This window comes from uncultured Thiothrix sp. (assembly GCF_937873765.1).
GTDB lineage: Bacteria > Pseudomonadota > Gammaproteobacteria > Thiotrichales > Thiotrichaceae > Thiolinea.
Genome location: NZ_CALMZC010000012.1, coordinates 95635 through 120073 on the forward strand (window position 1 = coordinate 95635; position 24439 = coordinate 120073).

At 44.8% G+C, this 24439-nt stretch carries 24 protein-coding genes; 12 read left to right on the plus strand and 12 right to left on the minus strand.

Annotated elements, in window-relative coordinates:
• Positions 1-8: 8 nt before the first annotated feature.
• Positions 9-761, minus strand: coding sequence for a tRNA (N6-threonylcarbamoyladenosine(37)-N6)-methyltransferase TrmO (gene tsaA / locus Q0307_RS02360; protein WP_298655894.1), 753 nt, complete (start codon positions 759-761; stop codon positions 9-11).
• Between the two features lie 101 nt (positions 762-862).
• On the opposite strand from tsaA, the gene Q0307_RS02365 reads away from it, so the two are divergent.
• Complete coding sequence (locus Q0307_RS02365) at positions 863-1318, plus strand: META domain-containing protein (protein ID WP_298655896.1); 456 nt, start codon at positions 863-865, stop codon at positions 1316-1318.
• A gap of 50 nt (positions 1319-1368) precedes the next feature.
• On the opposite strand, the gene Q0307_RS02370 is transcribed toward Q0307_RS02365, so the two are convergent.
• The 3 genes from Q0307_RS02370 to Q0307_RS02380 form a co-directional block, all read right to left on the minus strand.
• Complete coding sequence (locus Q0307_RS02370) at positions 1369-1617, minus strand: YfhL family 4Fe-4S dicluster ferredoxin (RefSeq protein ID WP_298655899.1); 249 nt, start codon at positions 1615-1617, stop codon at positions 1369-1371.
• A gap of 85 nt (positions 1618-1702) precedes the next feature.
• The gene (gene coaD / locus Q0307_RS02375; protein WP_298655902.1) at positions 1703-2224 is read right to left on the minus strand and encodes a pantetheine-phosphate adenylyltransferase; all 522 of its coding nucleotides are present in this window, start codon (positions 2222-2224) and stop codon (positions 1703-1705) included.
• 144 nt (positions 2225-2368) lie between these two features.
• Positions 2369-2683, minus strand: a complete 315-nt coding sequence (locus Q0307_RS02380) for a hypothetical protein (protein ID WP_298655905.1) — start codon at positions 2681-2683, stop codon at positions 2369-2371.
• Between the two features lie 191 nt (positions 2684-2874).
• Here Q0307_RS02380 and Q0307_RS02385 point away from each other — a divergent pair, with 191 nt between their 5' ends.
• On the plus strand, positions 2875-3519 hold the full coding sequence (locus Q0307_RS02385) for a Crp/Fnr family transcriptional regulator (protein ID WP_298655908.1): 645 nt from the start codon (positions 2875-2877) through the stop codon (positions 3517-3519).
• On the opposite strand, the gene lysA is transcribed toward Q0307_RS02385, so the two are convergent.
• The 4 genes from lysA to Q0307_RS02405 all read right to left on the minus strand — a co-directional run bounded on the left by lysA (position 3508) and on the right by Q0307_RS02405 (position 7148).
• On the minus strand, positions 3508-4758 hold the full coding sequence (lysA, locus tag Q0307_RS02390; RefSeq protein WP_298655911.1) for a diaminopimelate decarboxylase: 1251 nt from the start codon (positions 4756-4758) through the stop codon (positions 3508-3510). The two genes, Q0307_RS02385 and lysA, sit on opposite strands and share 12 nt — an antisense overlap.
• Positions 4758-4922: a lipoprotein gene (locus Q0307_RS02395; RefSeq protein ID WP_298655914.1), complete on the minus strand. Its 165-nt coding sequence runs from the start codon at positions 4920-4922 to the stop codon at positions 4758-4760. Before Q0307_RS02395 ends, lysA begins: the two co-directional genes overlap by 1 nt.
• A complete protein-coding gene (gene nadC, locus Q0307_RS02400) occupies positions 4919-5770 on the minus strand; it encodes a carboxylating nicotinate-nucleotide diphosphorylase (protein WP_298655973.1) in 852 nt (283 codons plus the stop codon). The genes Q0307_RS02395 and nadC overlap by 4 nt, the downstream gene beginning before the upstream one ends.
• 106 nt (positions 5771-5876) lie before the next feature.
• Positions 5877-7148, minus strand: a complete 1272-nt coding sequence (locus tag Q0307_RS02405) for an FAD/NAD(P)-binding oxidoreductase (protein ID WP_298655917.1) — start codon at positions 7146-7148, stop codon at positions 5877-5879.
• A gap of 223 nt (positions 7149-7371) precedes the next feature.
• Between Q0307_RS02405 and Q0307_RS02410 the strand changes: the two genes are divergently transcribed.
• From Q0307_RS02410 to Q0307_RS02420, 3 genes are all read left to right on the plus strand, one after another.
• Positions 7372-8619: a multifunctional CCA addition/repair protein gene (locus tag Q0307_RS02410; protein ID WP_298655920.1), complete on the plus strand. Its 1248-nt coding sequence runs from the start codon at positions 7372-7374 to the stop codon at positions 8617-8619.
• Between the two features lie 65 nt (positions 8620-8684).
• On the plus strand, positions 8685-9002 hold the full coding sequence (gene hspQ / locus Q0307_RS02415) for a heat shock protein HspQ (protein WP_298655923.1): 318 nt from the start codon (positions 8685-8687) through the stop codon (positions 9000-9002).
• Positions 9003-9007: 5 nt separating this feature from the next.
• Positions 9008-9727 carry a sulfite exporter TauE/SafE family protein gene (locus tag Q0307_RS02420; protein WP_298655925.1) on the plus strand — a complete coding sequence of 240 codons (720 nt, stop codon included), beginning with the start codon at positions 9008-9010 and terminating at the stop codon, positions 9725-9727.
• Here Q0307_RS02420 and Q0307_RS02425 read toward each other — a convergent pair.
• Entirely contained in the window at positions 9724-10257 is a 534-nt protein-coding gene (locus Q0307_RS02425) for a protein disulfide oxidoreductase (protein WP_298655927.1), read from the minus strand. The two genes, Q0307_RS02420 and Q0307_RS02425, sit on opposite strands and share 4 nt — an antisense overlap.
• A 171-nt stretch (positions 10258-10428) precedes the next feature.
• Positions 10429-13254 (minus strand): Ig-like domain-containing protein, encoded by a 2826-nt coding sequence (locus Q0307_RS02430; RefSeq protein ID WP_298655930.1) that lies wholly within the window; start codon positions 13252-13254, stop codon positions 10429-10431.
• Between the two features lie 313 nt (positions 13255-13567).
• On the opposite strand from Q0307_RS02430, the gene Q0307_RS02435 reads away from it, so the two are divergent.
• The 4 genes from Q0307_RS02435 to hemW are packed head-to-tail and all read left to right on the plus strand — an operon-like array spanning position 13568 to position 19941.
• Entirely contained in the window at positions 13568-13978 is a 411-nt protein-coding gene (locus Q0307_RS02435; protein ID WP_298655933.1) for a hypothetical protein, read from the plus strand.
• Between the two features lie 56 nt (positions 13979-14034).
• A complete protein-coding gene (locus Q0307_RS02440) occupies positions 14035-18012 on the plus strand; it encodes a thrombospondin type 3 repeat-containing protein (RefSeq protein ID WP_298655935.1) in 3978 nt (1325 codons plus the stop codon).
• A gap of 2 nt (positions 18013-18014) precedes the next feature.
• On the plus strand, positions 18015-18800 hold the full coding sequence (gene rsmA / locus Q0307_RS02445; RefSeq protein ID WP_298655938.1) for a 16S rRNA (adenine(1518)-N(6)/adenine(1519)-N(6))-dimethyltransferase RsmA: 786 nt from the start codon (positions 18015-18017) through the stop codon (positions 18798-18800).
• 1 nt (position 18801) lies between these two features.
• A complete protein-coding gene (gene hemW / locus Q0307_RS02450; protein WP_298655941.1) occupies positions 18802-19941 on the plus strand; it encodes a radical SAM family heme chaperone HemW in 1140 nt (379 codons plus the stop codon).
• Here hemW and Q0307_RS02455 read toward each other — a convergent pair.
• Positions 19938-20666 carry a phosphatase PAP2 family protein gene (locus Q0307_RS02455; RefSeq protein WP_298655944.1) on the minus strand — a complete coding sequence of 243 codons (729 nt, stop codon included), beginning with the start codon at positions 20664-20666 and terminating at the stop codon, positions 19938-19940. The genes hemW and Q0307_RS02455 overlap by 4 nt on opposite strands.
• Positions 20666-22114: a glycosyltransferase family 39 protein gene (locus Q0307_RS02460; RefSeq protein ID WP_298655947.1), complete on the minus strand. Its 1449-nt coding sequence runs from the start codon at positions 22112-22114 to the stop codon at positions 20666-20668. The genes Q0307_RS02455 and Q0307_RS02460 overlap by 1 nt, the downstream gene beginning before the upstream one ends.
• Positions 22115-22321: 207 nt before the next feature.
• Between Q0307_RS02460 and Q0307_RS02465 the strand changes: the two genes are divergently transcribed.
• The 3 genes from Q0307_RS02465 to Q0307_RS02475 all read left to right on the plus strand — a co-directional run bounded on the left by Q0307_RS02465 (position 22322) and on the right by Q0307_RS02475 (position 24405).
• Entirely contained in the window at positions 22322-22873 is a 552-nt protein-coding gene (locus tag Q0307_RS02465) for a DUF937 domain-containing protein (RefSeq protein WP_298655949.1), read from the plus strand.
• 72 nt (positions 22874-22945) lie between these two features.
• A complete protein-coding gene (locus Q0307_RS02470; protein WP_298655951.1) occupies positions 22946-23797 on the plus strand; it encodes a crotonase/enoyl-CoA hydratase family protein in 852 nt (283 codons plus the stop codon).
• Between the two features lie 2 nt (positions 23798-23799).
• The gene (locus Q0307_RS02475) at positions 23800-24405 is read left to right on the plus strand and encodes a MarC family protein (protein WP_298655954.1); all 606 of its coding nucleotides are present in this window, start codon (positions 23800-23802) and stop codon (positions 24403-24405) included.
• Positions 24406-24439: the final 34 nt, after the last annotated feature.

A 24439-nucleotide genomic window follows, 5' to 3' on the forward strand; every position in this document is an offset into this window, starting at 1 on the left:
TGCTTAGCTTATGACTTGTTTAAGTCAACTAGCCCAATGACTTCAATTAATTTTGCCTTATAATGCCATTGTAAATCGAAATCGTACAATTTCATTGCATAAATGTGTTTATCTACAGATTGAGCCCGATAAGATGGGCGCGGGTCTTGCTTTAAAATTTGTCGAATTAATGACTCAAGCTCCGTTCCAAGCTGGCAACTTTTTTTCTCACACTGTCGCTTAGCTTCTAGGGTAAAAACCACTTCCCACTCGCTAGCTGGCGCTTGCTCAGCAAAACCACCTTGTGCTCCCAAAATGCTGTCAGCATAAGGCAAGTAAGGCTTAATATCGAATACTGGAGTGCCATCTAATAGATCCACAGCACTCAAATGTAAACAAGTCGTTTGTCCTACAAATTCAATTTTCTCTAAACCTGCTACCGATAAACCTAAGGGATTAGGCCGGAATGTAGAACGCGTTGCAAATACCCCTAAGCGCTTATTACCACCTAGACGTGGTGGTCTAACAGTATTCGACCATGAATCATTAAGATTAGCGTGAAACTGAAAAATCAACCAGATATGACTAAATTGCTCTAAGCCTTTAAAGGCTTCAGGCTGAGAAAAAGTGGGTAATAGTTGCAATTTTGCTTGCGCTGCCGTGACTAACCCAGATTGGCGGGGAATGCCAAACTTTTCCTTATAGCAAGATTGAATGAACCCAATCGGCTGCAGTTTCAACTCAGTCTCAGCATTTAATGATGAATATTGTCCAGTTGTCACGCGAGGATTGCCATGAGCCTAACAAAATTTAATAATTTGCCTGCAACTTTTGCAGTGTCACCTGCTCTACATTATTACAATAATACCAAAGGTTCAGCATCGTGATTAAAAAAATACTCGGCTCAATCGCCGGCCAACTGTTTATTGTGCTGATGGCTTTAGCCATTATGTCTGCCTGTAGTCGGGGTATTAAAGCCAATGATCCCGTACCACAAGCCGCTTTAGATAAGCACTCCTGGCAACTGACTGCTATTGAGGGCAAAGCTATTCCTAATGATGCAGCTGCACCGACGTTAAAATTTGAAAATGGTCGTTTAACCGGTTTCACTGGCTGCAATCGCTTATTTGCTAGTTATCTAGCTAGCTCAACTGGAAGCTTAGCTTTAAGTGCTTTGGGAACTACTAAAATGGCCTGTATGGGAACAGGTGGAGCTTTGGAGCGGGCAGTATTGCAAGCTTTAGAAGCAGTGGACTTATATGCTTTGCCACTTGGGCAACTAAATCTGTTAGATGCGAATCACAAAATTTTACTGACTTATATTCCCGAGAAACCATAAAACTATTGCTTAATCCCCTCCAGTTAGAGGGGATCAAGCAAATACTTAGTTTATTGAGCCATGAGCTTCTCATACTTTAGTTGTAACTGCTCTTTGGTCTCAGTATGCGTAGGATCTTTAGGAATACAATCTACTGGGCAAACGGCAACACATTGTGGTTCATCATAGTGACCCACACACTCGGTGCAGCGATTGTGGTCAATCACATAAATTTCGTCGCCCGGAGAAATCGCATTGTTGGGGCACTCTGGCTCACAAACATCACAATTGATGCATTCATCAGTAATCATCAAGGCCATGAATAAGTTCCTTATCAGTATTCAAGTGGCAGACATTCTAGCAAGCTCATGCTAGGAAGAACATTAACCCAAATCATGGTCGGACTTAGATTTGAATGCTATCCTGTCCAGCTTTCCACTCAGCAATTTTGCGCTGTAAAGCTTCATTCACCGGTGGTGAAACAAAACGTGAGATATCTCCACCTAGTTTTCCTACCTCTTTGACTAAAGTCGAGGAAACGAAGGAAAAGCTCTCACCCGGCATTAAAAAAACCGACTCGACATCAGGAGCTAAAGCACGGTTCATACTAGCTAATTGGAATTCAAATTCGAAATCAGACACAGCGCGCATCCCACGAATTAATACACGAGCATTACATTGGCGGGCGAAATCGACTAATAAGCACTCAAACCCGACAACTTTGACACTACTGTCTAAGCCCAGATTGATTACTTCTTGCTGAATCAGATGAACACGTTCCTCTAAGCTGAAGAGTGGTTTCTTGCGAGGATTTGCAGCAACACCAACAACCACGTTTTTAAATAAACGACGCGCACGCTTGATTAAATCCAGATGCCCATTCGTTAAGGGGTCAAAGGTTCCCGGATAGATTGCTGTTAGTTCCATTCAAAACCGCCACTTCATTAAATTAAACAATAGATTGGCATGCTGCCAATTTGAATGTTGTATCATTTTTTTGTGCGGTGCACAATAAAATGATACATACAAATCTACGCTTAGTGAGTGGCTAGCTCGTTGCCTACAACAAACTTAAAACGATAGGCCTTTCCGACTCGGGCGCAGCTCCCCACCTGCATAATCAAAGCGCTTGATCTCAGCGACTTGGGCATCAGGTTTGTATTGGCCTACTTTAAAAGAACTTCCGCCGCGAAGCATCACAATATTTCGATCTAGCATGCGTAACTGCAGGGTTGCTCCTCTCACAGTGCTGACTGTGTCATCGGCATAAATTGCATCGCCTCTCTTTAAGATGCGCATTGTTTCTCCAGGACGAATAGCTGTTACTTTGCCACGCTTTGAGAGTACCGATCCTACTGTTGAAGTTTCTAACTGTTGTTGAGCCATAATCAAACTCCTTTTGGTTCATGGTTCCTCATAAGCATAGACTACTTAGCTAGAGATGCTTAGTTACCCCAGCGGAAATACCCTAAATACAAGCTCAATGGTGGTTCTAACCTTGCAATACCCCGACACAAGCTATTAAAAAATGGCATAATCTAAAAGAGCAGCAATTAAGAAATCGGGTCTTTTCTCTTATGCTAAAAGAAATTCCTTTATTTGAAGGTTTGCCAGAACCCCAATTAGCTGAACTACTCAGCCTCACGCATGAATTTACTTATCCGCGTGGTAGTATCATCACCTCACAAGGTGAGATGAGTAATTCATTGCATATTATTTTAGAAGGCCGCCTGAAAGTTTTTGTGAATGGTTCAGAAGGCAAACAAGTCGTGCTCTCTTTCTTAGGAACTGGTGACTTTGTAGGTGAATTGAGCTTGCTCGATAATGAGCCACGTTCTGCATCAGTTTTAGCAGTAGCTAAAACACGCACTTTGATGCTCACCCAAGAATCGTTTAATCGGTTTGTTGATAATCATCCAGAAACCTTATTGCCGATGCTGCGTGTATTAGCTAAGCGTTTGCGGGCATTGGATGAGACCATTTGCTCTTTATCGACTTTAGATGTATATGGACGGGTCGCTCGCGTACTCTTACAACAAGCGAAAGAGCATGACGAGGGGCAAATTACCCCACGTATGACGCATCAAGATATTGCAGAGATGGTAGGTTGCTCACGGGAAATGGTCAGTCGTATTTTGAAGGACTTACGTACGGGTGGTTATATCAGCATTGACGGTCAAAAACGCATTGTTATCAACCGCAAACTGCCTTTACGCTGGTAAAATGGCTTCACCACGCCATAAATCTTCGAGAGTTTCACGTTGTCTAACGACATGAACCTTTGCACCATCCACCATCAACTCACAAGCCCGTGGGCGTGAGTTATAATTAGAAGACATCGCAAACCCATAAGCACCCGCCGAACGTACCACTAAAATATCGCCCGCTTGGATATTCAAATCTCGATCTTTCCCTAAAAAATCGCTGGTCTCACAAATCGGTCCTACAATGTCGAAGGTTTCAACTTCACCTGTAGTACGCGGCTGAACTGGGATAATTTCTTGCCAAGCAGAATATAAAGCGGGGCGAATTAAATCATTCATCGCGGCATCTACAATGGCAAAATTCTTATAGTCAGAATGTTTTAGATACTCAACCTTAGTAACTAAAATGCCAGAATTTGCGGCAATGGTTCGACCCGGCTCTACAACAATTTCGTATTTTTTTAGACGCCCATCAGTAAATAGCTGACGCATATAATCAGCCGGCTCAGGTGGCTGCTCATCGTAATAACGTACCCCTAAACCACCACCTAAATCTAAATGATGGATGTGAATCCCTTGCTGCTCTAAACGTGCTGCTAAAGCTAATAAACGATCTAAGGCATCCATAAACGGCGAAAGCGTTAACAGCTGCGAGCCAATATGACAATCGATACCCTGTACACTAATATTTGGCAAATCAGCAGCATGCCGATACACAGCTTCAGCATTATCAATGCTAATGCCAAATTTATTTTCTTTTAAACCGGTTGAAATATAAGGATGTGTCTGTGCATCGACATCAGGATTAATCCGTAGCGAAATAGGCGCAATCTTGCCCATATCAGCGGCGATGACTTGAATACGTTCTAACTCCGCCTCGGACTCGATATTAAAGCAGCGAATCCCAACCTCAAGCGCATAGCGAATTTCCAAATGCGTTTTGCCAACACCAGAAAATACAATTTTATTCGCCGCTCCACCCGCAGTGAGCACCCGGTCTAACTCACCGCGCGAGACAATATCAAAACCCGATCCCAAACGCGCGAATAAATTTAAAATTGCTAAATTTGAGTTAGCTTTAACGGCATAACACACTAAATGCTGCTGCTCACCAAAAGCATCATTAAACGCATGCCAATGCCGCTCTAAAGTAGCACGTGAATAGACATAACAAGGTGTGCCGTATTCTTTAGCTAAACTAGCGACTGAAACTTCTTCAGCGAACAATTCGCCATCACGATAATTGAAATAATCCATTACTGCTTTTTCTCAATTTGTTGTTTTTGCGGAGCTTGGTCTGCATTGACGACTGACTGCTTAGCTGCTACTTGATCCGGTAAATAGAGTGGACCTTTATTTCCGCAAGCACTTAAACCTATCAGCACACAAAAGCCTAAACTTAAGCTAATTAACGGCTTCACGCTTTAAAATCCTGCAACTCAAAACGCATCGATAAATCCACCGCGCGCACATGCTTAGTGATACCACCAACCGATATGAAATCTACCCCAGTTTCCGCAATCGTCTTCACAGTCTCCAAATTGACACCGCCCGATGCTTCTAAAGGAATGCGGCCTGCCGTGATTTTTACGGCTTCACGCAGCAGTTCCATAGGATAATCGTCTAGCATAATAATATCTGCTTGCGCCGCAGTCGCCTCCGCTAATTCTTTTAAACCTTCCGTTTCCACTTCAACTTTAAGCGTAGGATGTAAACGGCGGGCTTGTGCCACCGCTGCAGTAATCGACCCAGCCGCCATAATATGATTTTCTTTCACTAAGACACGATCATACAAGCCAATGCGATGGTTGACCCCACCGCCACAACGCACTGCATATTTCTGTGCATTACGTAAACCGGGCAGAGTTTTACGTGTGTCCAAAATACGACAGCTCGTATGCGCAATTAGATCTACATAACGGCGGGTAGCAGTCGCTGTGCCAGAGAGCGTTTGCAGGAAATTCAAAGCACTACGTTCGGCAGTGAGCATACCGCGAGCATTGCCTTTAATATGGCAGAGGATATCATTGGCTTTGACTTGATCCCCATCTTGGAAATGCCAAGTGATTTGAATAGTAGGATTAACTTGGTGGAAGACCTCATCAAACCAAGCAATCCCACAAATAATCGCATCCTCACGGGTGATAACCGTGGCACGGGAAATCGTATCGGGAGCAATTAAATCAGCAGTGACATCGCCACTACCAAGATCTTCAGCTAAGGCAATTCTTACCGACTCAGCCATTTCAGCAGGATTTGGAGTATTCATAGATAAGGTATTTTGCGCGTTTGCAATCCAAATAAAAACGGGAAATAGCATACACTATTTCCCGTTGCAAAAGCCCAGACTCCTGATTCTGGATTCGCTTGCGTTCCTAAATTCGGGTAATACCCATCATTTTTAGGATCGACTTTTCGTAGAACGGCTCGGAGCTGCCTTTTTTCATTTTACGGATAAAGTACTTTTCAAACGCGATTTTTGCTAAGTGTACCCATTTACCCTTCTTGAACCACGCTACATTGCGTGGAGGCAACTGCGGCAAGGCCACAAATGCTGCACCGGTATCACCGAAGTCTGCTAAACAGATCGTATTCCAAGTACCGGTGGTGTGAGGCTGATTACCTGCCAGTTCGTCTGCTATATTATGTACCGCAGAAGTAACCATGGATTCAATCATATATCCGGTCTTCGGTGCACCTGTGGGGACAGGCGTAGCTTCAACCGGTGGAATGGCAATACATACGCCAGCGGAATAGATATTTTTGTAGGTTGGATTGCGATGCAACTCATCAACAAATACGAAACCACGTGGATTACATAAATTAGGCACTGCTGCAACTGCATCTACTCCTTTGAAAGCAGGCAGCATCATCGCTAAATCAAAGGCAATTTCATGCGTTTTCTTCAGTGCTTTATCTTCACCGTATTCTTCAATATGTAACTTACCCGCTTCAACATTCACTGTTTTAGCATTAACAATCCAGTCAATATGGTGGTTACGCAATTCGTGCTCTAACATACCTTTAGAATCACCCACACCACCCAAACCTAAATGCCCGATATAAGGCTCAGAACTGACATAGGTCATTTTGAATTTATGGCGAATTTTGCGCTTACGTAAGTCACAGTCCACAATAAACGCGAACTCATAAGCTGGACCAAAGCAGCTTGCAAAAGGCATCGCGCCAATCACAATATGTCCACTTCCTTTTTGTAACAGCTTCTGATAGTCCTGCCAGAGTGCTTCAGCATGATCGACCGTGCAAACTGAATGGGTATTTCCAGTTGGCGGCCCTGCACCTGGAACTTCCTCAAAGAATAACTTCGGGCCAGTAGTAATCATTAAATAGTCATATTTAACCGTTTGCCCTCCCGCTAGTTCGAGTTGATTAGCAGTGGGATCGATTTTTTCACAACGACCGGCAATAAACTTAATGTTCTTACGCTCTAAATAGGGAGCAATATCAAAGGTAATATCTGCTCGGTTACGCCAACCTACAGCCACCCATGGATTAGACGGCACAAATTGAAAGTAATCACGTTCATTGATCACAGTAATTTCGTGCTCATTGCCCAACGCATCTCTTAATTCATAAGCAGCAGGCATCCCCCCGGTTCCTGCACCCAGTACAACTACATGAGCCATGTTTTAACTCTCCTAGACTTACAGTTACCACACCCCTCTCAAAAGTAGGGTAACTAGACTCCAATCATAAGTATTGAACTTTCCCAAGCACTTCGATAAGACCATAAACACCTAGGAGCGTCAACGTAATAAAAGGAATAAGTTGCAATCCATCAAGTAAATACTGTTCAGTGCTGTATATCCTCATGCTATGCTTTCATAAGACTCGTTAAAACAGTAAATAATGCACAAATTACAATACTACTTAGTAGGTGGAGCTGTCCGTGATCGCTTGTTAGGCCGTCCTATTAAGGATCGAGACTGGGTTGTCACTGGCGCTACTCCAGCAGACATGCAAGCCTTAGGTTTTCGCCCTGTTGGTAAAGATTTTCCAGTTTTTTTGCATCCTGAAACGCATGAAGAATACGCACTAGCACGCACTGAGCGTAAAACAGCTAAGGGTTATCATGGTTTTGCATTTTACACTGACCCTAGCATTACCTTAGTCGAGGACTTGCAACGACGTGATCTAACTATTAATGCTTTGGCCGAAACAGCGGAGGGAGAGATTATTGACCCCTATGGTGGACAGGCTGACCTTGAACAACGTATTTTACGCCATGTGTCTCCTGCCTTTGCTGAAGATCCCGTACGAATTTTGCGAGTAGCCCGGTTTCATGCCCGTTATGCACACTATGGTTTTACCATTGCTGCAGAAACTTTAGAGCTAATGCGTTCGATGATAGCAGCAGGTGAGGTTGATAGCTTGGTGCCAGAACGTGTTTGGCAGGAACTAGAACAAGCATTAACAGAACCTAACCCAGAATGCTTTATTCAAACCTTACGCGATTGTGGTGCTTTAAAAGTCCTATTTCCAGAGCTTGAGCGTTTGTTTGGTGTACCACAATCCGCTCAGCATCACCCAGAAGTTGATACCGGTATTCATACTTTGATGGTTCTACAACACGCCACTCAGTTGAGCAACTCAAGCGCGGTTCGCTTTGCAGCCTTAACTCATGACTTGGGCAAAGGTTTAACTCCGCCAGATATTTTGCCTAGTCATTATGGACATGAAGAACGTAGCTATGCTTTAGTTCGTGAACTTTGCCAACGTTATCACGCCCCTAAAGCTTTCCAACAATTAGCCGAACTGAATGCACGCTATCACACCCATATTCATAGAGCCTTTGAGCAGCAAGCGAAGACTTGTGTCAATGTATTAGAAAGCTGTGATGCTTTCCGGAAACCTGAACGCTTTGAAGATTTATTGATTGCTTGCCAAGCGGATAGCCAAGGCAGGTTAGGTTTTGAGCAGCGGCCCTATCCACAAGCCGATTTTTTCCGTACTGTTTTACGATCCTGCCAAGCAGTGAATGTGCACGCGATTATCCAGCAGGGCTATCAAGGTGAGCAAATTCGTGAACACTTACATCGTGAACGGATTAGTGCCACTCAACAAGTGATTCGAGACTTCAAAGCACAAGGCTCTTGATAAGCTTGTTAATAAACCCCATATTTAGTTTATTAGCTCGTGTTTGGTGAAGGACTATCCTAGAAATGCATAAGAAAGCAGATTTTGCCATCGGTCAAATCATTCAGCATCGCCTGTTTAATTATCGTGGTGTTGTCTTCGACGTCGACGCTGAATTTCAAGGCTCTGAAGAGTGGTATGAGAAAAATGCCAATACTGGTACACCACCCAAAAATGAGCCTTGGTATCACGTTTTGATAGATGAGGATGGGCGAGTTGCTTATGTAGCTCAACGCAATTTAGCAGCAGATCATTCTAATGAGCCAATTGAGCATCCTCTACTCACTAATTTCTTTGCGGGTTATGACCAAGGTCAGTACCAAACCCGCTATCTGCTTAACTAATCAGTATGGATCTCACTTGGCTTAGCCAATTCCAACAACAGATTGATGTCTTGCTTGGCCAGTCTCAATACCTTGCAGCTTTCGCCATTGGCCTGTTTAGTGGTGTACATTGTTTAGGGATGTGTGGAGGTTTAATTAGTGCAGTGGGTTTTACTCGCCAAGCCAATCACCAAAGCTTTCCTATATTACTCGCCTATAACTTAGGAAGAATTAGTAGTTATGCCCTAGCGGGGGCTTTAGCTGGTGGTTTAGGTGCTGCCGCTTTATCTTTAACCGGTTTACACGCAGCCCAACAAGTGCTTTATTTGTTTGCTGCACTGTTTATGATCGCTTTAGGTCTCTACCTAGCAGGTATTTGGCGTGGAATTGCGCAACTAGAACGGGGTGGAGCTATTTTCTGGCGCAAGTTAGAGCCATTCAGTCGACGTTTTATTCCTATCCAAACCCCCTTGCAGGCGCTGCCCTTCGGGATGATTTGGGGCTGGCTACCTTGTGGTTTAGTTTATACCATTCTAATTTGGAGTTTATCTGCAGGTAGTGCTGTCAATGGCTTATTGTTGATGTTAGCTTTTGGACTGGGTACTTTGCCTAATCTGCTGTTGATGGGGATCGCTGCTAGTCGATTGAATCAACTCATTCGCAAACCTGTTACTCGTTTAATAGCAGGCTTAATCGTAAGTTCATTTGGTCTAATCATGCTGGCACGCTTGGGGATCAGATTTTAGTTGAAATTTTCGGTAACCCATAACCGGAGACGTAAGCCCCAACTGGTACTCGCGCCCACTTCACGAAAGCTAATTGAGCCTTCGCTGTCTAATACATAACTGGTAGGCACACCTACCACACCATATTGACGAGCCAATTCGCCGTCATTATCGACAATCGTGATCCAGTCACTGATACCCTTGCGCTCCATATAACGTTTGACTTCTTCAGCTTCACCTGAAGAGTAAGCCACTGTTATCAATGGCCAACCTGCCTTAATCACACTATTGATGCTGCCCTGCTCCATTTCACAAATGGGACACCATGAAGCCCAAAAATGTAGCAACATAGGTTTACCGCGATAGGCAGCCAGTGAAACTTCTTGTCCCTGCAAATCAATTTCATTGAAGGCTGGCGCTTCACCTACGATTAAAGTGCGTTGTTGCCAAGCCCGCACACCAAAAATCAGTACTAGCACAATCGCTAGCTCAATCCCCCATTTCACCCAACGCCTAGAGCGCTTTACTGGGACGCTTTGTGTTCCAATCACTTAGTTATTCCTAGCTACCAATCAATGGGTCAGACTTTAACTTAGGGTGTTTAGTTGCACTAAGTTCCAAGCTCGACTAGTTTAACGTGAATCAATAGAAAATAAGAACGGGCAATGATGGAAAGTCATTGCCCGATTTAGTAGCTTGAAGATTATGGAGTTGGCAGCTATCTAATCAATATTGATATAGACAGTCGCGGTATCTTCCTTGCCAGACGCATCACGCACGGTATAAGTAAAGCTATGGTCATTACAATAGCCATGCCGTGGGGTGTAAATAATCGATAGACCATCAGTACTAATTTTAGCCGTGCCGTATTGCGGTATACTGACTGCTACAATCTGCAAATCAGTACCAATATCGTTATCTAACACTGTTAAGGTGCGTGATTTGACATTGGTGGCTGCAAAATCAGCGCTTGTAAAATTATAAATAGTGTCTTTCGTATTCACCCCATCATCTACTGCATCAAAGGTAGTACCGCTACCAGAGTCAGGCAAAGTAATGGTTACTGTAGCTGGATTACTCACCTTACCGTCACTGTCGATTAAGACATAAGTGAAACTATCTGTTTGACCCGTGCCAATTGCATTAGGTTTGTACTTAACCCTAGGTCCACTAGTAGTGTTATCAGCACTCAGTGAACTAAGACTTCCATAACTCGGTAAACGCTCAACCCGAATCGTGACTGCTGTTGAGTATTCGTCCCCAGTTAAAATATCCAAACTGGCTTCACCATTACTGTCTAAATCAGCCGCGGTAACTTGATAGCTATCATCATCAGGCTTGAGTGATGTTTCAGTAGAGCCTACGGTTAAGGAAACTACGCCCATTGCTGTACCGCCACGCCCATCAGAAATGGTGTAATTAAAGGTATCAACGCCGTTATAGCCATCAGGTGCAGTATAAGATAGTTCTCCATCAACTAAGCTAATGCTACCACCCTTAACACTGGTTTCATCGGCACTGGTAATCGTTAAAGTATCACCGTCAGCATCTGAATCATTGGCTAAAGCGTCAATGGTCACGGTACCTCCCATTGCTACGGTGACATAGTCAGTCGCTGTAATCGGCTTTTGATTTTCACCCGAACCATTCGTATTTACTGTAATGGCAACAGTCGCCTCATCTTTCCCACCTCGACCATCAGAGATGATATAATTAAAAGTATCAGTCCCAGTAAAGCCAGCTTTTGGAATATAAGACAATTTTCCATCCACTAAGCTCACACTCCCACCCTCGGTACTGGTTTCGTCAAAACTACTGATCGTCAGGGTATCGTTATTCGCATCCGTGTCATTCGCTAAGACATCAATAATGACTTTAGAATCCGCAACCGTTGTCTCTGCATCATCCTCCGCAACAGGAGCCGTATTCGGAGTTGTATTTCCCGTATCACCCGCAGCACCTAAAGTACGATAAGTATCAATCGTTTGCTTATATTGAATATTGTTGTGTAGGGCCTGACCCACCCAATTGGGTACGGATTGAATTAGCTCTTTACGCCAAACGACTTGCGGCTCGGTTTGAGTACGTATTTCTTGACCTTGCTGAACGGTTTGATCTTGGTATTTAGTCTCGTAAGTAACGTATTCAATATCAACACGTCGATTTTTATGCGCAGTTTCCGGCTTATTTGGATATTTAGGGTGCAACTCGCCTAGACCACGGGCTAATAACTCTTGCTCAGCAAAACCATTGTTAACCATGAAATGGCGCACCGCATTAGCACGATTCTCTGAGAGCGTTTGGTTATGCTCAGTGGAGCCTTTATCACAGGTATTCCCCGTAATGCGAATATTTCCCTCATGACCAGAATCCCGAATCCGCGCCATTACTGAGCGTAAACGCTGCTGAGCCTCCTGAGTTAAATTATACTTATCGACCTCGAAGAAAGCATCAGACTCTAGCTCCATTGTATGCTTAACCAATTTACGCTCAATTTTAGGAGCTTTTTTGGTAACAATGGTTTTGCCCGGAATCTCGACTCGAACTCGCTTATATTTTTGGTCAGCTTGATAAATGCCTTCGCCACCAAACTCATAACGATAGCTCACATTGCCACGCACATCGGCTTTGTGTTCATCGTTCACGTAGCCGCCCTGCTCTTTGACGACTTCCACATTCGCACCTACGCTATGGGGTGAGTCAAAGAAAAACTTCTCCAGACCACCAGAGACCGTCAATTGTGAAGCTGTTTTTTCACCCTGAGCTTTTTCTTTACCCCATTCATAATCGAGACCGCCTTGCACTCGCATCAGTTGCTCATCAATAAATGAACCCACACGTCCGCCAACCCCATAGTCATAGGCTTTTTCATAAATCACCTGACCATCAGCAGTTTTGCCGGATTCGCGACTATCTGATAAACCTTTGCTGAGATGTCCTGACCAAAACATATCTTCGTTTTCTTGACCATAACCGACGCTAACTTTCTTGTCTTTCAACTCATTTTGATCATAAGCTCCAAAGATTTTATTCACACTAACAGGTTGACCCGTAGCATCAGTACTCACCCAATTATGATTGAGTTTGACGCCTGCCCCAGTCAGTATCTCCTCATCTTTTTCAGCAGATGTTTTAGCTTTCTTTGCACTAGGATTAATGCCTACCCACGCTTGCCCACTGGTAGCACTATTTTTGGTGTCTGAAAAGGTATGACTAATATCAGCACGGCCTTTAAATTCAGTATCTAAACCAACTCCAATGCGTGTTTGCCCACCTACATAACTAAATGTACCGCTATTAGTTTCTTGAGCATCCTCTAGAAAACCGTCACTTTCTTGAGAGAGCGCTTGAGTCTGCTTAGCAGCAGCGCCATCCATAGTCGAGTCACTTGTTGGAACTGACGCCTCATTTAAAACCGGACATTGCTCACAAGGCTCATCTGCATTGAACATAAGACCTTGATCAGCTGCAAGTACGGTTACCGAAGAAAATAAGACTGGAAGTAAAAGCAGTTGGAGGGAAGCTCCAGCTCCCTTGATGTAGTTCATAGCCACTCTCTCTTGTTGTTATTATTTTGGCGCGCCTAGAAAATAGAACTCTTATAGTCTAAATATAGGCTAGCTTGTTGTAATTGCTCATTTTCAGCCGACAAACGTTAATAAAAGACTAAAAAGCATACATAGCCTGACAAAACAACCTATCACTCCGCCTGACGGTGTGTCCTTAGTGATTTATAATGCTAGCATTACAGATTCTCGGACTTGTCAAGCAACATCTAACTGAGAGGAGCGTCTACCGCATAGAATAATCGGTAGAGAGGAGTTTGACTCCTTATCTAGCAACCCCAAAGGAAACAAGTTTATGATTCGTACACTGCAATTCATCCCTCTATTTGGAGTTTTGCTGCTGATTTATTGGTTTTGTGTCAAAATTAACTTTTTCCCTGGGCATCTAAACGATGTATTGTTCACTCTGACTCTACCTTCTAAAAGCCCATGGAAACCCACATGGGGGGATGTTTTGGTACTAGCTGGGATAGTTACGCTTTATATTGAACTGTTTAAATCGACTCGCACCTCAGAAGTCACTATATTTGACCATCTTTTATCCACTTTTGTGCTGATTGGCTATTTAGTAGGATGGTTGATTTATCCCTGGGGTGGGAATTCAGTATTTTTAATTTTAGCGGCGATGTCATTTTTAGATGTGATAGCAGGTTTCACCATTACGATTTCTGCCGCACGACGTGATCTATCTTTAGGCGGTAAGTGAGGTTTAAACTCCTCATTTGGCTTAAATACAATTAACTTGGAACTGAGGACTATAGCATGCAGAAATTACCGACGGGTTTGATCCTAACAACCCTGATATCGGCGAATGTGCTTGCGGAAACGCAAACAGCTACCCCACCGAGCACCGAACCGACTGTTTACAATAGTTCTAACCCCAGTGTAATCGCCACTCCTACTCCTAGCCTTTATAACAATACCAATGGCCTCGCTCAATCAGGTGAACTGTATCCACAGACTTTTGATACGATGGGGATGTACACTGGCGATGTGCCGACTGTACCGAACGTGGGGTTTGCGCCTGCAAATAATATGTACTGTATTCCAAGTTCACTAATGCTAGCTCCACCGATGTTAGTCAGTGCTATTCCTGGACCAGCTCTACAACCCATGCCGATGATGCCAACGCCTTATCCTATGGATCAAGCAGTAATGCCACAAGGTCTATTGGATCAGCCGCCAGCAAATCCCGAATTAGAACAAAAACTAGCTGAAGAACAAGCACGCCAAGAAGAGCTTAAACGAAAGCTCGTTGAGCGCTCTGAAGCGCTCGACAATATGCGCTTTCAACTGATAGACAAAGAAGAAGATCGTGCACTCCTAGAAGACAAACTTAATGCCAGTAAAGATACTGAAACTCAGCTTAAACAACAATTAGAAGAAGCAAATACCAAGCAAGCTGAATTAACTGCGCAGATTGAAGCAGCGAACGCTAAACAAGCTGAACTCTTAAGCCAAGTGGAAGCAGCCAACAGCCAACAGGCTGAATTTACTAACCAATTAGAAGCCGCGAACGCTAAACAAGCCGAATTGGCTAGTCAAGTCGAGACTGCAAATGCGAAGCAGGCCGAATTAACAGCTCAACTGGATGCGGCAAATAGCAAACAGACCGAATTAACGACTCAACTGGATGCGGCAAATAGCAAACAGGCTGAGTTAATTACCCAGTTGGATACGTCGACCGCTAAACAAGCGGAACTCACTAGCCAGGTGGAAACAGCCAATGCCAAACAAACTGAGCTAAGCACACAGCTACAAACTAGTCAAAATCAATTGGCCGAGTTAGACACCTGTAGAGCTAATAGCCAAGACATGCAGCAGCAAGTCAGTGCTTTAAATCAGCAAGTCGCAACTATTCCTGAAATCGCCAAGCAACTGAGTCTAGTCAGTACCAACTACAGCGCTTTAGAAACTGAAAAGCAACAATTAGCTGGTGCTTTAGAAGCCGCGAAAAAAGATTCTGACGGAGATGGCGTTCTAGATCAAACCGATCTTTGCCAAGATACCGCTGCTGGCATCAAAGTTGATTTCACAGGCTGCGAATTAGATTCAGACAAAGACGGCATTAAAGACAGCGCTGACCAATGTCCAGATAGCAAAAATGATAGCGTTGTGGATGCAACCGGTTGCGAACCTGATGCAGATAAAGATGGTGTCAAAGACAGCGCTGATGGATGTGCTAATACGCCTGCAAACACCGAGGTCGATGAAACGGGTTGTGAGCCTGACACTGATAAAGATGGCGTCATTGACAGTACCGATAAATGCCCAACGACTGAAGCTGGTAAAGCCGTCGATACTACTGGCTGTGAACTGGATACGGATAAAGATGGCGTCGTGGACAGTGCTGACAAATGCCCAACGACTGAAGCCGGTAAAACTGTGGATGTTACTGGTTGTGAACTCGATGCTGATAAAGATGGCGTCGTGGATAGTGCCGATAAATGCGCTGAGACCCCAATGGGTATTAAAGTCGACGCAACTGGTTGTGAATTAGACACCGACAAAGATGGCGTGGCCGATAGTGCGGATAAATGCCCAACGACTGAAGCCGGTAAAACCGTCGATGCGACTGGCTGCGAACTGGATACGGATAAAGATGGTGTGGTCGATAGCGTAGACCAATGTGCTGATACCCCAGCAGGTACAGCCGTGGATGCTGCAACTGGTTGTGAACCTGATACAGATAAAGACGGCGTGGTCGACAGTGCGGATAAATGTGCAAATACGGCAGAAGGCACTAAAGTCGATGAAACCGGTTGTGAATTAGACACCGACAAAGATGGCGTGGCCGATAGCGCGGATAAATGCCCAACGACTGAAGGCGGTAAAACCGTCGATGCGACTGGCTGCGAACTGGATACGGATAAAGATGGTGTGGTCGATAGCGTAGACCAATGTGCTGATACCCCAGCAGGTACAGCCGTGGATGCTGCAACTGGTTGTGAACCTGATACAGATAAAGACGGCGTGGTCGACAGTGCGGATAAATGTGCAAATACGGCAGAAGGCACTAAAGTCGATGAAACCGGTTGTGAATTAGATACCGATAAAGATGGCGTGGCCGATAGCTCGGATAAATGCCCGACGACTGGCGGTAAAACCGTCGATGCGACTGGCTGCGAACTTGACACGGATAAAGATGGTGTGGTCGATAGCTTAGACCAATGTGCTGATACCCCAGCAGGTACAGCCGTGGATGCTGCAACTGGTTGTGAACCTGATACAGATAAAGACGGCGTGGTCGACAGTGCGGATAAATGTGCAAATACGGCAGAAGGCACTAAAGTCGATGAAACCGGTTGTGAATTAGATACCGATAAAGATGGCGTGGCCGATAGCGCGGATAAGTGCCCGACGACTGAAACCGGTAAAACCGTGGATGCTACTGGTTGTGAACTCGATACTGATAAAGACGGCGTGGTCGATAGTGCTGATAAATGTGCAAATACGGCAGAAGGCACTAAAGTCGATGAAACCGGCTGCGAATTAGACACCGATAAAGATGGCGTGGCCGATAGCGCGGATAAGTGCCCGACGACTGAAACCGGTAAAACCGTGGATGCTACTGGTTGTGAACTCGATACTGATAAAGACGGCGTGGTCGATAGTGCTGATAAATGTGCAAATACGGCAGAAGGCACTAAAGTCGATGAAACCGGCTGCGAATTAGACACCGATAAAGATGGCGTGGCCGATAGCGCGGATAAGTGCCCGACGACTGAAGCCGGTAAAACCGTCGATGCGATCGGCTGCGAACCCGACACAGATAAAGACGGCGTCGTGGATAGTGCCGATAAATGTGCGAATACGGCAGAAGGTACTAAAGTCGATGAAGCCGGCTGCGAATTAGACACCGATAAAGATGGCGTGGCTGATAGCGCGGATAAGTGCCCGACGACTGAAGCTGGTAAAACCGTCGATGCGATCGGCTGTGAACCCGATGCAGATAAAGACGGTGTGGTCGATAGTGCTGATAAATGCCCAACGACTGAAGCCGGTAAAACCGTGGATGCGATCGGCTGCGAACCTGATACCGATAAAGACGGCGTGGTCGATAGTGCTGATAAATGTGCAAATACGGCGGAAGGCACTAAAGTCGATGAAACCGGTTGTGAATTAGACACCGATAAAGATGGCGTGGCCGATAGCGCGGATAAGTGCCCGACGACTGAAGCCGGTAAAACCGTGGATGCTACAGGCTGCGAACCTGATACAGATAAAGACGGCATGGTCGATAGTGCTGATAAATGTGCAAATACGGCGGAAGGCACTAAAGTTGATGAAACTGGCTGTGATGCTATTGCTGATGCGGATAAAGATGGTGTCGCTGATGATAGCGATCTTTGTGCAGACACTGCAGCAGGCACTAGCGTCAACCAAGTGGGCTGTGCCAAAACTGAGAATATTAACTTACAAGGGGTTAATTTCGAGAAAGGCTCTGATCAGTTAACCGCCGATTCCTTACCCATCTTGGATGAAGCAGCCGCAACTCTCAAAAAATATCCAGAGTTAAAAATTGAAGTGGATGGTCATACCGACTCTAGCGGTGATAACACCTTAAATAAAAACCTCTCACAAAAACGTGCTGAGGCCGTGAAAAAATACCTGACTGATAAAGGTGTAACAGCAGCTTTGACCGCTGTGGGTTATGGTGAAGAAAAACCCGTTGCTGATAACAACAGCAATGAGGGGCGTGCTAAGAATCGCCGTGTTGAGTTAAAGATTCAGGAATAACTTTGAATTCTTACGAACAACAGGCTAAAAAACGCTTCGGTCAGCATTTTCTGCATGACCGGGGTGTAATTGAGCGCATGCTACGTGCTTTAAACTTAAGCTCCAAGGATCGAGTCGTGGAAATCGGCCCTGGTCCTGGGGCTTTAACTTTCCCATTACTTGAACGCTTACCCCAACTCGATGTGGTTGAAATTGACCGTGATGTGATTGCTTGGTGGCAACAGCAAGCACAAGCACAAGGTAAACTCACTATTCATGCTCTGGATGCTTTAAAACTGGATGTGCAAAGTTTGCGGGGCAACAGTGAACCCTTAAGGATCGTGGGCAATCTACCCTATAATATTTCCACGCCACTACTCTTTCATTTACTTGAGCAAGGCAGTCATATACGCGACATGCTGTTTATGTTGCAAAAAGAAGTAGTGGATCGCATCACTGCGGCCCCTGATAGCAATAACTATGGGCGTTTATCAGTGATGATTCAGTATTTCTGCGAAACCTCTTATTTAATGAAAGTCGGCCCCGGTGCTTTTAATCCACCGCCGAAGGTTGACTCTGCTGTGGTGTATTTAAAACCTTGGACTCATCTGCCCTATCCAGCCAAGAGCCTAGCAACTTTCTCACAATTAGTTGCGCAAGCCTTTGCACAGCGCCGCAAAACCTTGCGTAATACCCTCAAAGGTTTAGTAAGCGCTGAGCAGATGGAAAGCTTAGACATTGACCCCACTCGACGCGCGGAAACTTTAGCCGTGAAAGATTTCGTCAACTTAGCGAATCTGATTTCCTAAGATGGCCTTTATTCCTTTAGCACTTTATATCCATGTGCCTTGGTGCATTCGCAAATGTCCGTATTGCGATTTTAACTCGCACCATGCGCCCACCAATTTACCGGAACAGCAATACATACAAGCACTCTTGGCTGATTTGAGCCAAGAGTTACCCGCGATTTGGGGGCGGCGCTTAGAATCCATATTTATTGGTGGCGGTACGCCCAGTTTATTCAGTGCTGAAAGTATGGATGAGTTGCTGGCTGGAATTCGCACCCTCATTCCCTTTCGCCCAAACCTTGAAATTACTTTGGAAGCGAATCCCAGCACATTTGAGCAGGAGAAATTTAAAGGTTTTCGCGAAGCAGGCATTAATCGCTTATCAGTCGGTATTCAAAGCTTTAACCCCCAGCATTTGCAAGCGCTAGGGCGAGTACACAATCAGGCCGAAGCTTTAAAAGCTGCAGAACTGGCACGCTATGCCGGCTTTGATAATTTTAATTTAGATTTAATGTTTGGTTTGCCAAAACAAAGCTTAGAAGAAGCCCTAACTGATTTACAGCAAGCCATTGACTTACAGCCAAGTCATTTGTCTTGGTATCAACTGACACTCGAACCCAATACTTTGTTTTATAAGCATCCACCAACTTTACCCGATGATGATTTATTGGTGGATATGCAATACGCTGGGCAAGCTTTACTGCAACAAGCGGTTTTTGAGCAATACGAAGTGTCTGCTTATACCCAACAGCAACCGTGTCGGCATAACTTAAACTATTGGGAGTTTGGCGACTACGTGGGGATTGGTGCAGGTGCACATGGAAAAATTACGGATCCGTTTGGACAAGTCACTCGTCATCAAAAATACCGCCAGCCCGCGCAATATTTGCAACAAGTTGCTCAAGGACAAGCTCGCAGCGAAACTCAAATTCTTAAGCCAGACGATTTAAAATTTGAATTCATGCTCAACGCTTTGCGCTTAAAAGCGGGGTTTAGTTTGGATTTATTTACCGAGCGTACCGGCTTAAGGCCTGAAACTTTACAAACTCCCTTAGCTGTCGCCGAAGCAAAAGGCTGGTTGACTATTCAAGACCAACAAGTCCGCACCACTGAATTGGGATGGCAATTTCTTAATACAGTCATTCAATTATTTTTAGATTAAAGCGGCTTTTTTACGACCTCTTCTAACGCTTTTTCGCGCCGAGGCATATTCATTAAGGGGTAGTAAACCAACCAAGCTACCCCTGCCATCATCCAAGCTGACCCCAGCACATCCGATAAATAATGTGCCCCCACTGACATCCGTGCTAAGCCAATCGCATAACCGAATAATAACCCAAAACCTAAACCCCACCCTGCCCAATCAGGACACTCTCGCCGCCAAATAAACCAGAGTGCTAAAAACGCAAAGCCTACCGAACTATGCCCACTTGGAAAGGAACGGCCTTCGCTATTGATTGCCAGCTTTCCGGGTGGAACATAAGTAGCTGTACCCCCAAAATCCTGAGTCTGTACCGGACGTGGACGCCCCCAATGATCTTTGAATAACGCATTCACCACTAAGCCCGAACCTAAGATAAACACAATGACAAAATAGGCCATGCGTAAACGCATGCGTTTGTAAGCTAAAGTTTGAGGCCGCCAAAAAACCACTATGACGCCCACTAGTAAAATCAGGGCGGAAACATAGGGAATGCTCGAATAAAATAAGGCTCGATAGAAGGGATGACAATCCAAAACCCAAGCTTGCGGGCTACAACTAGGCTGATAAAAAAAATTAGAAGTATGAAAATCTAAGCGCCATTCTGGAACCCAAAAGGGTAAGATCGTGAGTATTGCAAAGCCAACCCAAAACAATAGCCTCCAAAGCATTTTTTTGTTGTGCATTATTGTGTCAATCCTTTGAAACCCTGTAAGCGATAAACGGCATAGCTTAGTTCATAATCTTTATAAATATGCAGTTTTAATTCTCCAATCTTCTCAAGAGACTGGAAATACGACGGCATATGAGCAGGCAATTGAGCCGAAGTCACCAATAAAAAATCCTGCCCCTCGCGCCCCTCTAAGCGAGTCACCAGATCATAATGATGGCGAAGTTTACGTTCAGGATTCCAGCTCACTATATTCAGGCCTATCGGACGGGTGTAATAAGTCAGCTCACTTAAAATACCGCGCTCTTCGGCTAAAGGTAATGCATTCGGATACTGCGCTTGAATGGCTAAATACTGCTGCCCTAGCGCATCCCAGCCCCGCACGCGCTTATAAATATCGTTTTTAGCGTTTAGGTCAAGCCCCATCCACTGAGCCAGACTTTGATAATGATACAGCCCTAACACTAAGCTTAAGTTGATGATTAAGCCCACGATTAAAAGCCGAGTATGTTGCCAAGTCACTAGCCATGCGGCCAATAAACTAGTCGCGGCTACATAAGTAGGAGCCGCCCAGTTCGCATTCGCCGTCCCCAATAGCGCTTGCAGAGAAATAATCAATAAGAAGGGTAAACTAAAACAGAGCAATAAACCTGCGTTTGGAAGCTGGTGTAAGCGCCTGAAATTAATGAGCAAGAACAGCAATAGTGGGAAGAATACGAAGCCAAATACCCCTACCTGACCGAGCAAAAACTCTGTGAAAGAACTCCAATGCAGGCCGACTTGTTCGAGGTGTGAAATTTCTGCAGTATGTTGGAAGGTAGGGAAGTTATTTTGCCAATTCCACCCTAAATTCGGCGCAAAAATGAGTGCTGCAATGAATACCGCTGCCCAAGCGCGGGCTTTAATCAAGAAATGCCAACGTCCACTCACCATCAAATATAAAGCAGCAGAGAGGAAAAAAATCCCCATTGTGTATTTGGTCAGTAATCCTAGACCTAAAGCCACACCCAGCAAGACCCAATCCAACCAAGCATCGGTTTCGAGCACGCGCACAAAGGCAAACAGCGCCAAAGTCCAAAAGAAAAATAAGGCGACGTCAGTAGAAATGATTAGTGAGGATAAACCAACAGCGGGCAAAGTGATGAAGATTAAACCGGCAATGAAAGCCGTTTTTTCATCAAATAAGCGGCGTGTGAGGAAGAAGAGAATGAAAGTGGATAGGGGATAAAAGATTAGGCTGCCCGCGCGCACGCAAGACTCACTGTCACCACAAACTGAGGTCGTGGCTGCAATCACGGCTGCAATCATGGGGGGTTTGGAATAATAACCCCAAGCGAGATGTTGCGCCCAATACCAATATTGTGCTTCGTCCACATACAGCGGCAAACCATTGGTTAGCACAACCCAAGCACGATAGGCCGTTAACCCCAACACGATGAATAGTAAATAAAGGAAGTAACGCACTGCTTAGCCCTAATCTAGCCCGCAATAAAAGCCGGAAGTTTAACATTGATCAGGAAAAGGCGGGTATGGCGTTGTGGAAAACTCGCAGGATTACGCACATGCGTTACAATCAAAAGATGAGAGTTGCTAGCGCAAGCCTAGCTTTCACTCTATAGTGAGGTATGTATAACGCATACTAATTACGATTCTATTAGAGGAGGATTCTTCTTGGGTATTCTAGATATACTGCTCGGCAGTCAAAACAGTGATGCAATTACTCAATTGGCCAAACAGCTTGGCGTTAGTGAAGAACAAGCGCGTGCTGTGGTCAAAGAAGTGACTCCCGCGCTTACCCGTGGTATGCAACATAACACCAAAGATGAAACGGGCGTGGAAGGCCTAATTACTGCCTTACGTACCGGTAACCATTCGCGCTATATGGAAAATCCTAAGGTGCTCGGCACACAAGAAAACATCGATGATGGCAATTCTATTCTCGGGCATATCTTTGGCAGCAAAGAAGTCAGTCGCAATGTGGCTGAACATGCCAGCCAAGAAACAGGTATTGCTAGCTCCTTGATTAAGAAGGCCTTACCGATTGTTGCCACTATGGTGATGGCTTCTTTAGGCAAATCGCTATTTGGCGGTACGGCTTCAGCCAGCACTGGTAATGAGCAACCCGCCTCTGGTGGTATTTTAAACTCATTATTAGATTCAGACCGCGATGGTTCGATTATTGATGATGTCTTAGGTATGGCCTTTAAAATGGCTTTCCGTTAAAAGCAAAAATTCCCTAGCCTCTCTTCCACGCTGATAGAGAGGTTTTAGCATCCCAGTTTAAGGTCATCCGCTATGGCTTACAGCAGTATTCAACTCGAATTTAATAACAAAATAGCCCATCTGATTTTCAATCGGCCTACTGCTCTCAACAGTATGAATCGAGCCTTTTGGCAGGAACTGCCTGCAGCCATTCGTGAAGTGGATCAAGCCGAAGATATTCGCGTCCTAGTGATTTCCTCGACCGGTAAACATTTCAGTGCAGGTATGGATTTAGAGGTCTTCAGCCAACCTGATCCACGCATGTTTGGGGGTGAAGCGAGTCGACGTGCTGAGTTTATGCGTCGCTTAGTCTTGGAACTGCAAGCTTGCTTTTCAGCTTTAGAGAATTTGCGTATGCCTGTGCTGGCTGCTATTCAAGGCGGCTGTATTGGTGGAGCTTTAGATCTGGTCTGTGCTTGTGATAGCCGTTATTGTACGGCAGATGCGTTCTTTACCATCAAAGAAACCGAATTAGGTATCACGGCTGATTTAGGCACTTTACAGCGTTTACCCAAATGGATTAGCCCCGGTTTAGTCCGCGAACTCGCCTACACTTCTCGTCATTTGCTAGCTAATGAAGCTAAAGATTGTGGCTTGGTGAATCAAGTTTTCCCCGATCAAGCCGCTATGCTTACCGCAGTGATGGAGATCGCGACACAAATTGCTGCACATTCACCCTTAGCCGTTGCAGGTAGCAAGGCCATGCTCAATTATGCGCGGGATCATAGTGTTGCAGATAGCTTGAACTATATGGCAACTTGGCAAGCCGGTATGTTCCAAGCCACCGACTTAATGGAAAGCATGCAGGCTAAACAAGCTAAACGTTCAACTGCTTATGTACCACTTCATAGTACTGCTCCGATTATGACTAAAAACCCCCACTAACCATGGATTTCGCAACTTTTTTGACAGCCTTCACAGGTCTATTTGTCATTATTGATCCTATTGGCGCAGCGCTGATTTTTAACTCCTTAGTGCCTGCTAATGACCTACGCTATAGCTACACCATGGCGATTAAAGCGACGATTATTAGTGCTATTTTGTTGGTGGGTTTCGGCCTCTATGGTGAACCTTTATTACATTATTTAGGCATTAATATTAATTCGGTAAGGATTGCGGGCGGCTTACTGCTATTCTACAGCGCCTTCGGCATGATTACTCAAAGTACCGAGGCGGCTACAACCCATACACAAAAAACCGATATTTCTGTCTATCCATTGTCGATTCCTTTAATTGCAGGCCCTGGTGCATTAACTTTAGTGATTTTGCTGTTTGCTAAAGCCCCGACCGTCGCGAGTGATTTAGCTGTATTTGCAGCTATTATTTGCGTATTGGTTCTGAATATGGTCTTGATGATGCTTTCAAAACATTTACAGCGCATTATCGGGCATACCGGCGATGAGATTTTACGACGCTTTTTAGGCGTCATTTTAGCGGCCTTAGCCGTACAGTTTGTCTATGATGGTATTAAGAATTTAAGCACTAACTTATAAAGTCTGCCTATAAATTTAACGAGGAGCATGGAGT

Excerpts from the sequence above, each read along its gene's own strand:
- Q0307_RS02370 (WP_298655899.1), bottom strand. The coding sequence starts at position 1,617 with ATGGCCTTGATGATTACTGATGAATGCATCAATTGTGATGTTTGTGAG.
- coaD (WP_298655902.1), bottom strand. The coding sequence starts at position 2,224 with ATGGAACTAACAGCAATCTATCCGGGAACCTTTGACCCCTTAACGAAT.
- Q0307_RS02380 (WP_298655905.1), bottom strand. The coding sequence starts at position 2,683 with ATGGCTCAACAACAGTTAGAAACTTCAACAGTAGGATCGGTACTCTCA.
- Q0307_RS02385 (WP_298655908.1), top strand. The coding sequence starts at position 2,875 with ATGCTAAAAGAAATTCCTTTATTTGAAGGTTTGCCAGAACCCCAATTA.
- lysA (WP_298655911.1), bottom strand. The coding sequence starts at position 4,758 with ATGGATTATTTCAATTATCGTGATGGCGAATTGTTCGCTGAAGAAGTT.
- nadC (WP_298655973.1), bottom strand. The coding sequence starts at position 5,770 with ATGAATACTCCAAATCCTGCTGAAATGGCTGAGTCGGTAAGAATTGCC.
- Q0307_RS02405 (WP_298655917.1), bottom strand. The coding sequence starts at position 7,148 with ATGGCTCATGTAGTTGTACTGGGTGCAGGAACCGGGGGGATGCCTGCT.
- Q0307_RS02410 (WP_298655920.1), top strand. The coding sequence starts at position 7,372 with ATGCACAAATTACAATACTACTTAGTAGGTGGAGCTGTCCGTGATCGC.
- hspQ (WP_298655923.1), top strand. The coding sequence starts at position 8,685 with ATGCATAAGAAAGCAGATTTTGCCATCGGTCAAATCATTCAGCATCGC.
- Q0307_RS02420 (WP_298655925.1), top strand. The coding sequence starts at position 9,008 with ATGGATCTCACTTGGCTTAGCCAATTCCAACAACAGATTGATGTCTTG.
- Q0307_RS02430 (WP_298655930.1), bottom strand. The coding sequence starts at position 13,254 with ATGAACTACATCAAGGGAGCTGGAGCTTCCCTCCAACTGCTTTTACTT.
- Q0307_RS02435 (WP_298655933.1), top strand. The coding sequence starts at position 13,568 with ATGATTCGTACACTGCAATTCATCCCTCTATTTGGAGTTTTGCTGCTG.
- Q0307_RS02440 (WP_298655935.1), top strand. The coding sequence starts at position 14,035 with ATGCAGAAATTACCGACGGGTTTGATCCTAACAACCCTGATATCGGCG.
- hemW (WP_298655941.1), top strand. The coding sequence starts at position 18,802 with ATGGCCTTTATTCCTTTAGCACTTTATATCCATGTGCCTTGGTGCATT.
- Q0307_RS02455 (WP_298655944.1), bottom strand. The coding sequence starts at position 20,666 with ATGCACAACAAAAAAATGCTTTGGAGGCTATTGTTTTGGGTTGGCTTT.
- Q0307_RS02470 (WP_298655951.1), top strand. The coding sequence starts at position 22,946 with ATGGCTTACAGCAGTATTCAACTCGAATTTAATAACAAAATAGCCCAT.
- Q0307_RS02475 (WP_298655954.1), top strand. The coding sequence starts at position 23,800 with ATGGATTTCGCAACTTTTTTGACAGCCTTCACAGGTCTATTTGTCATT.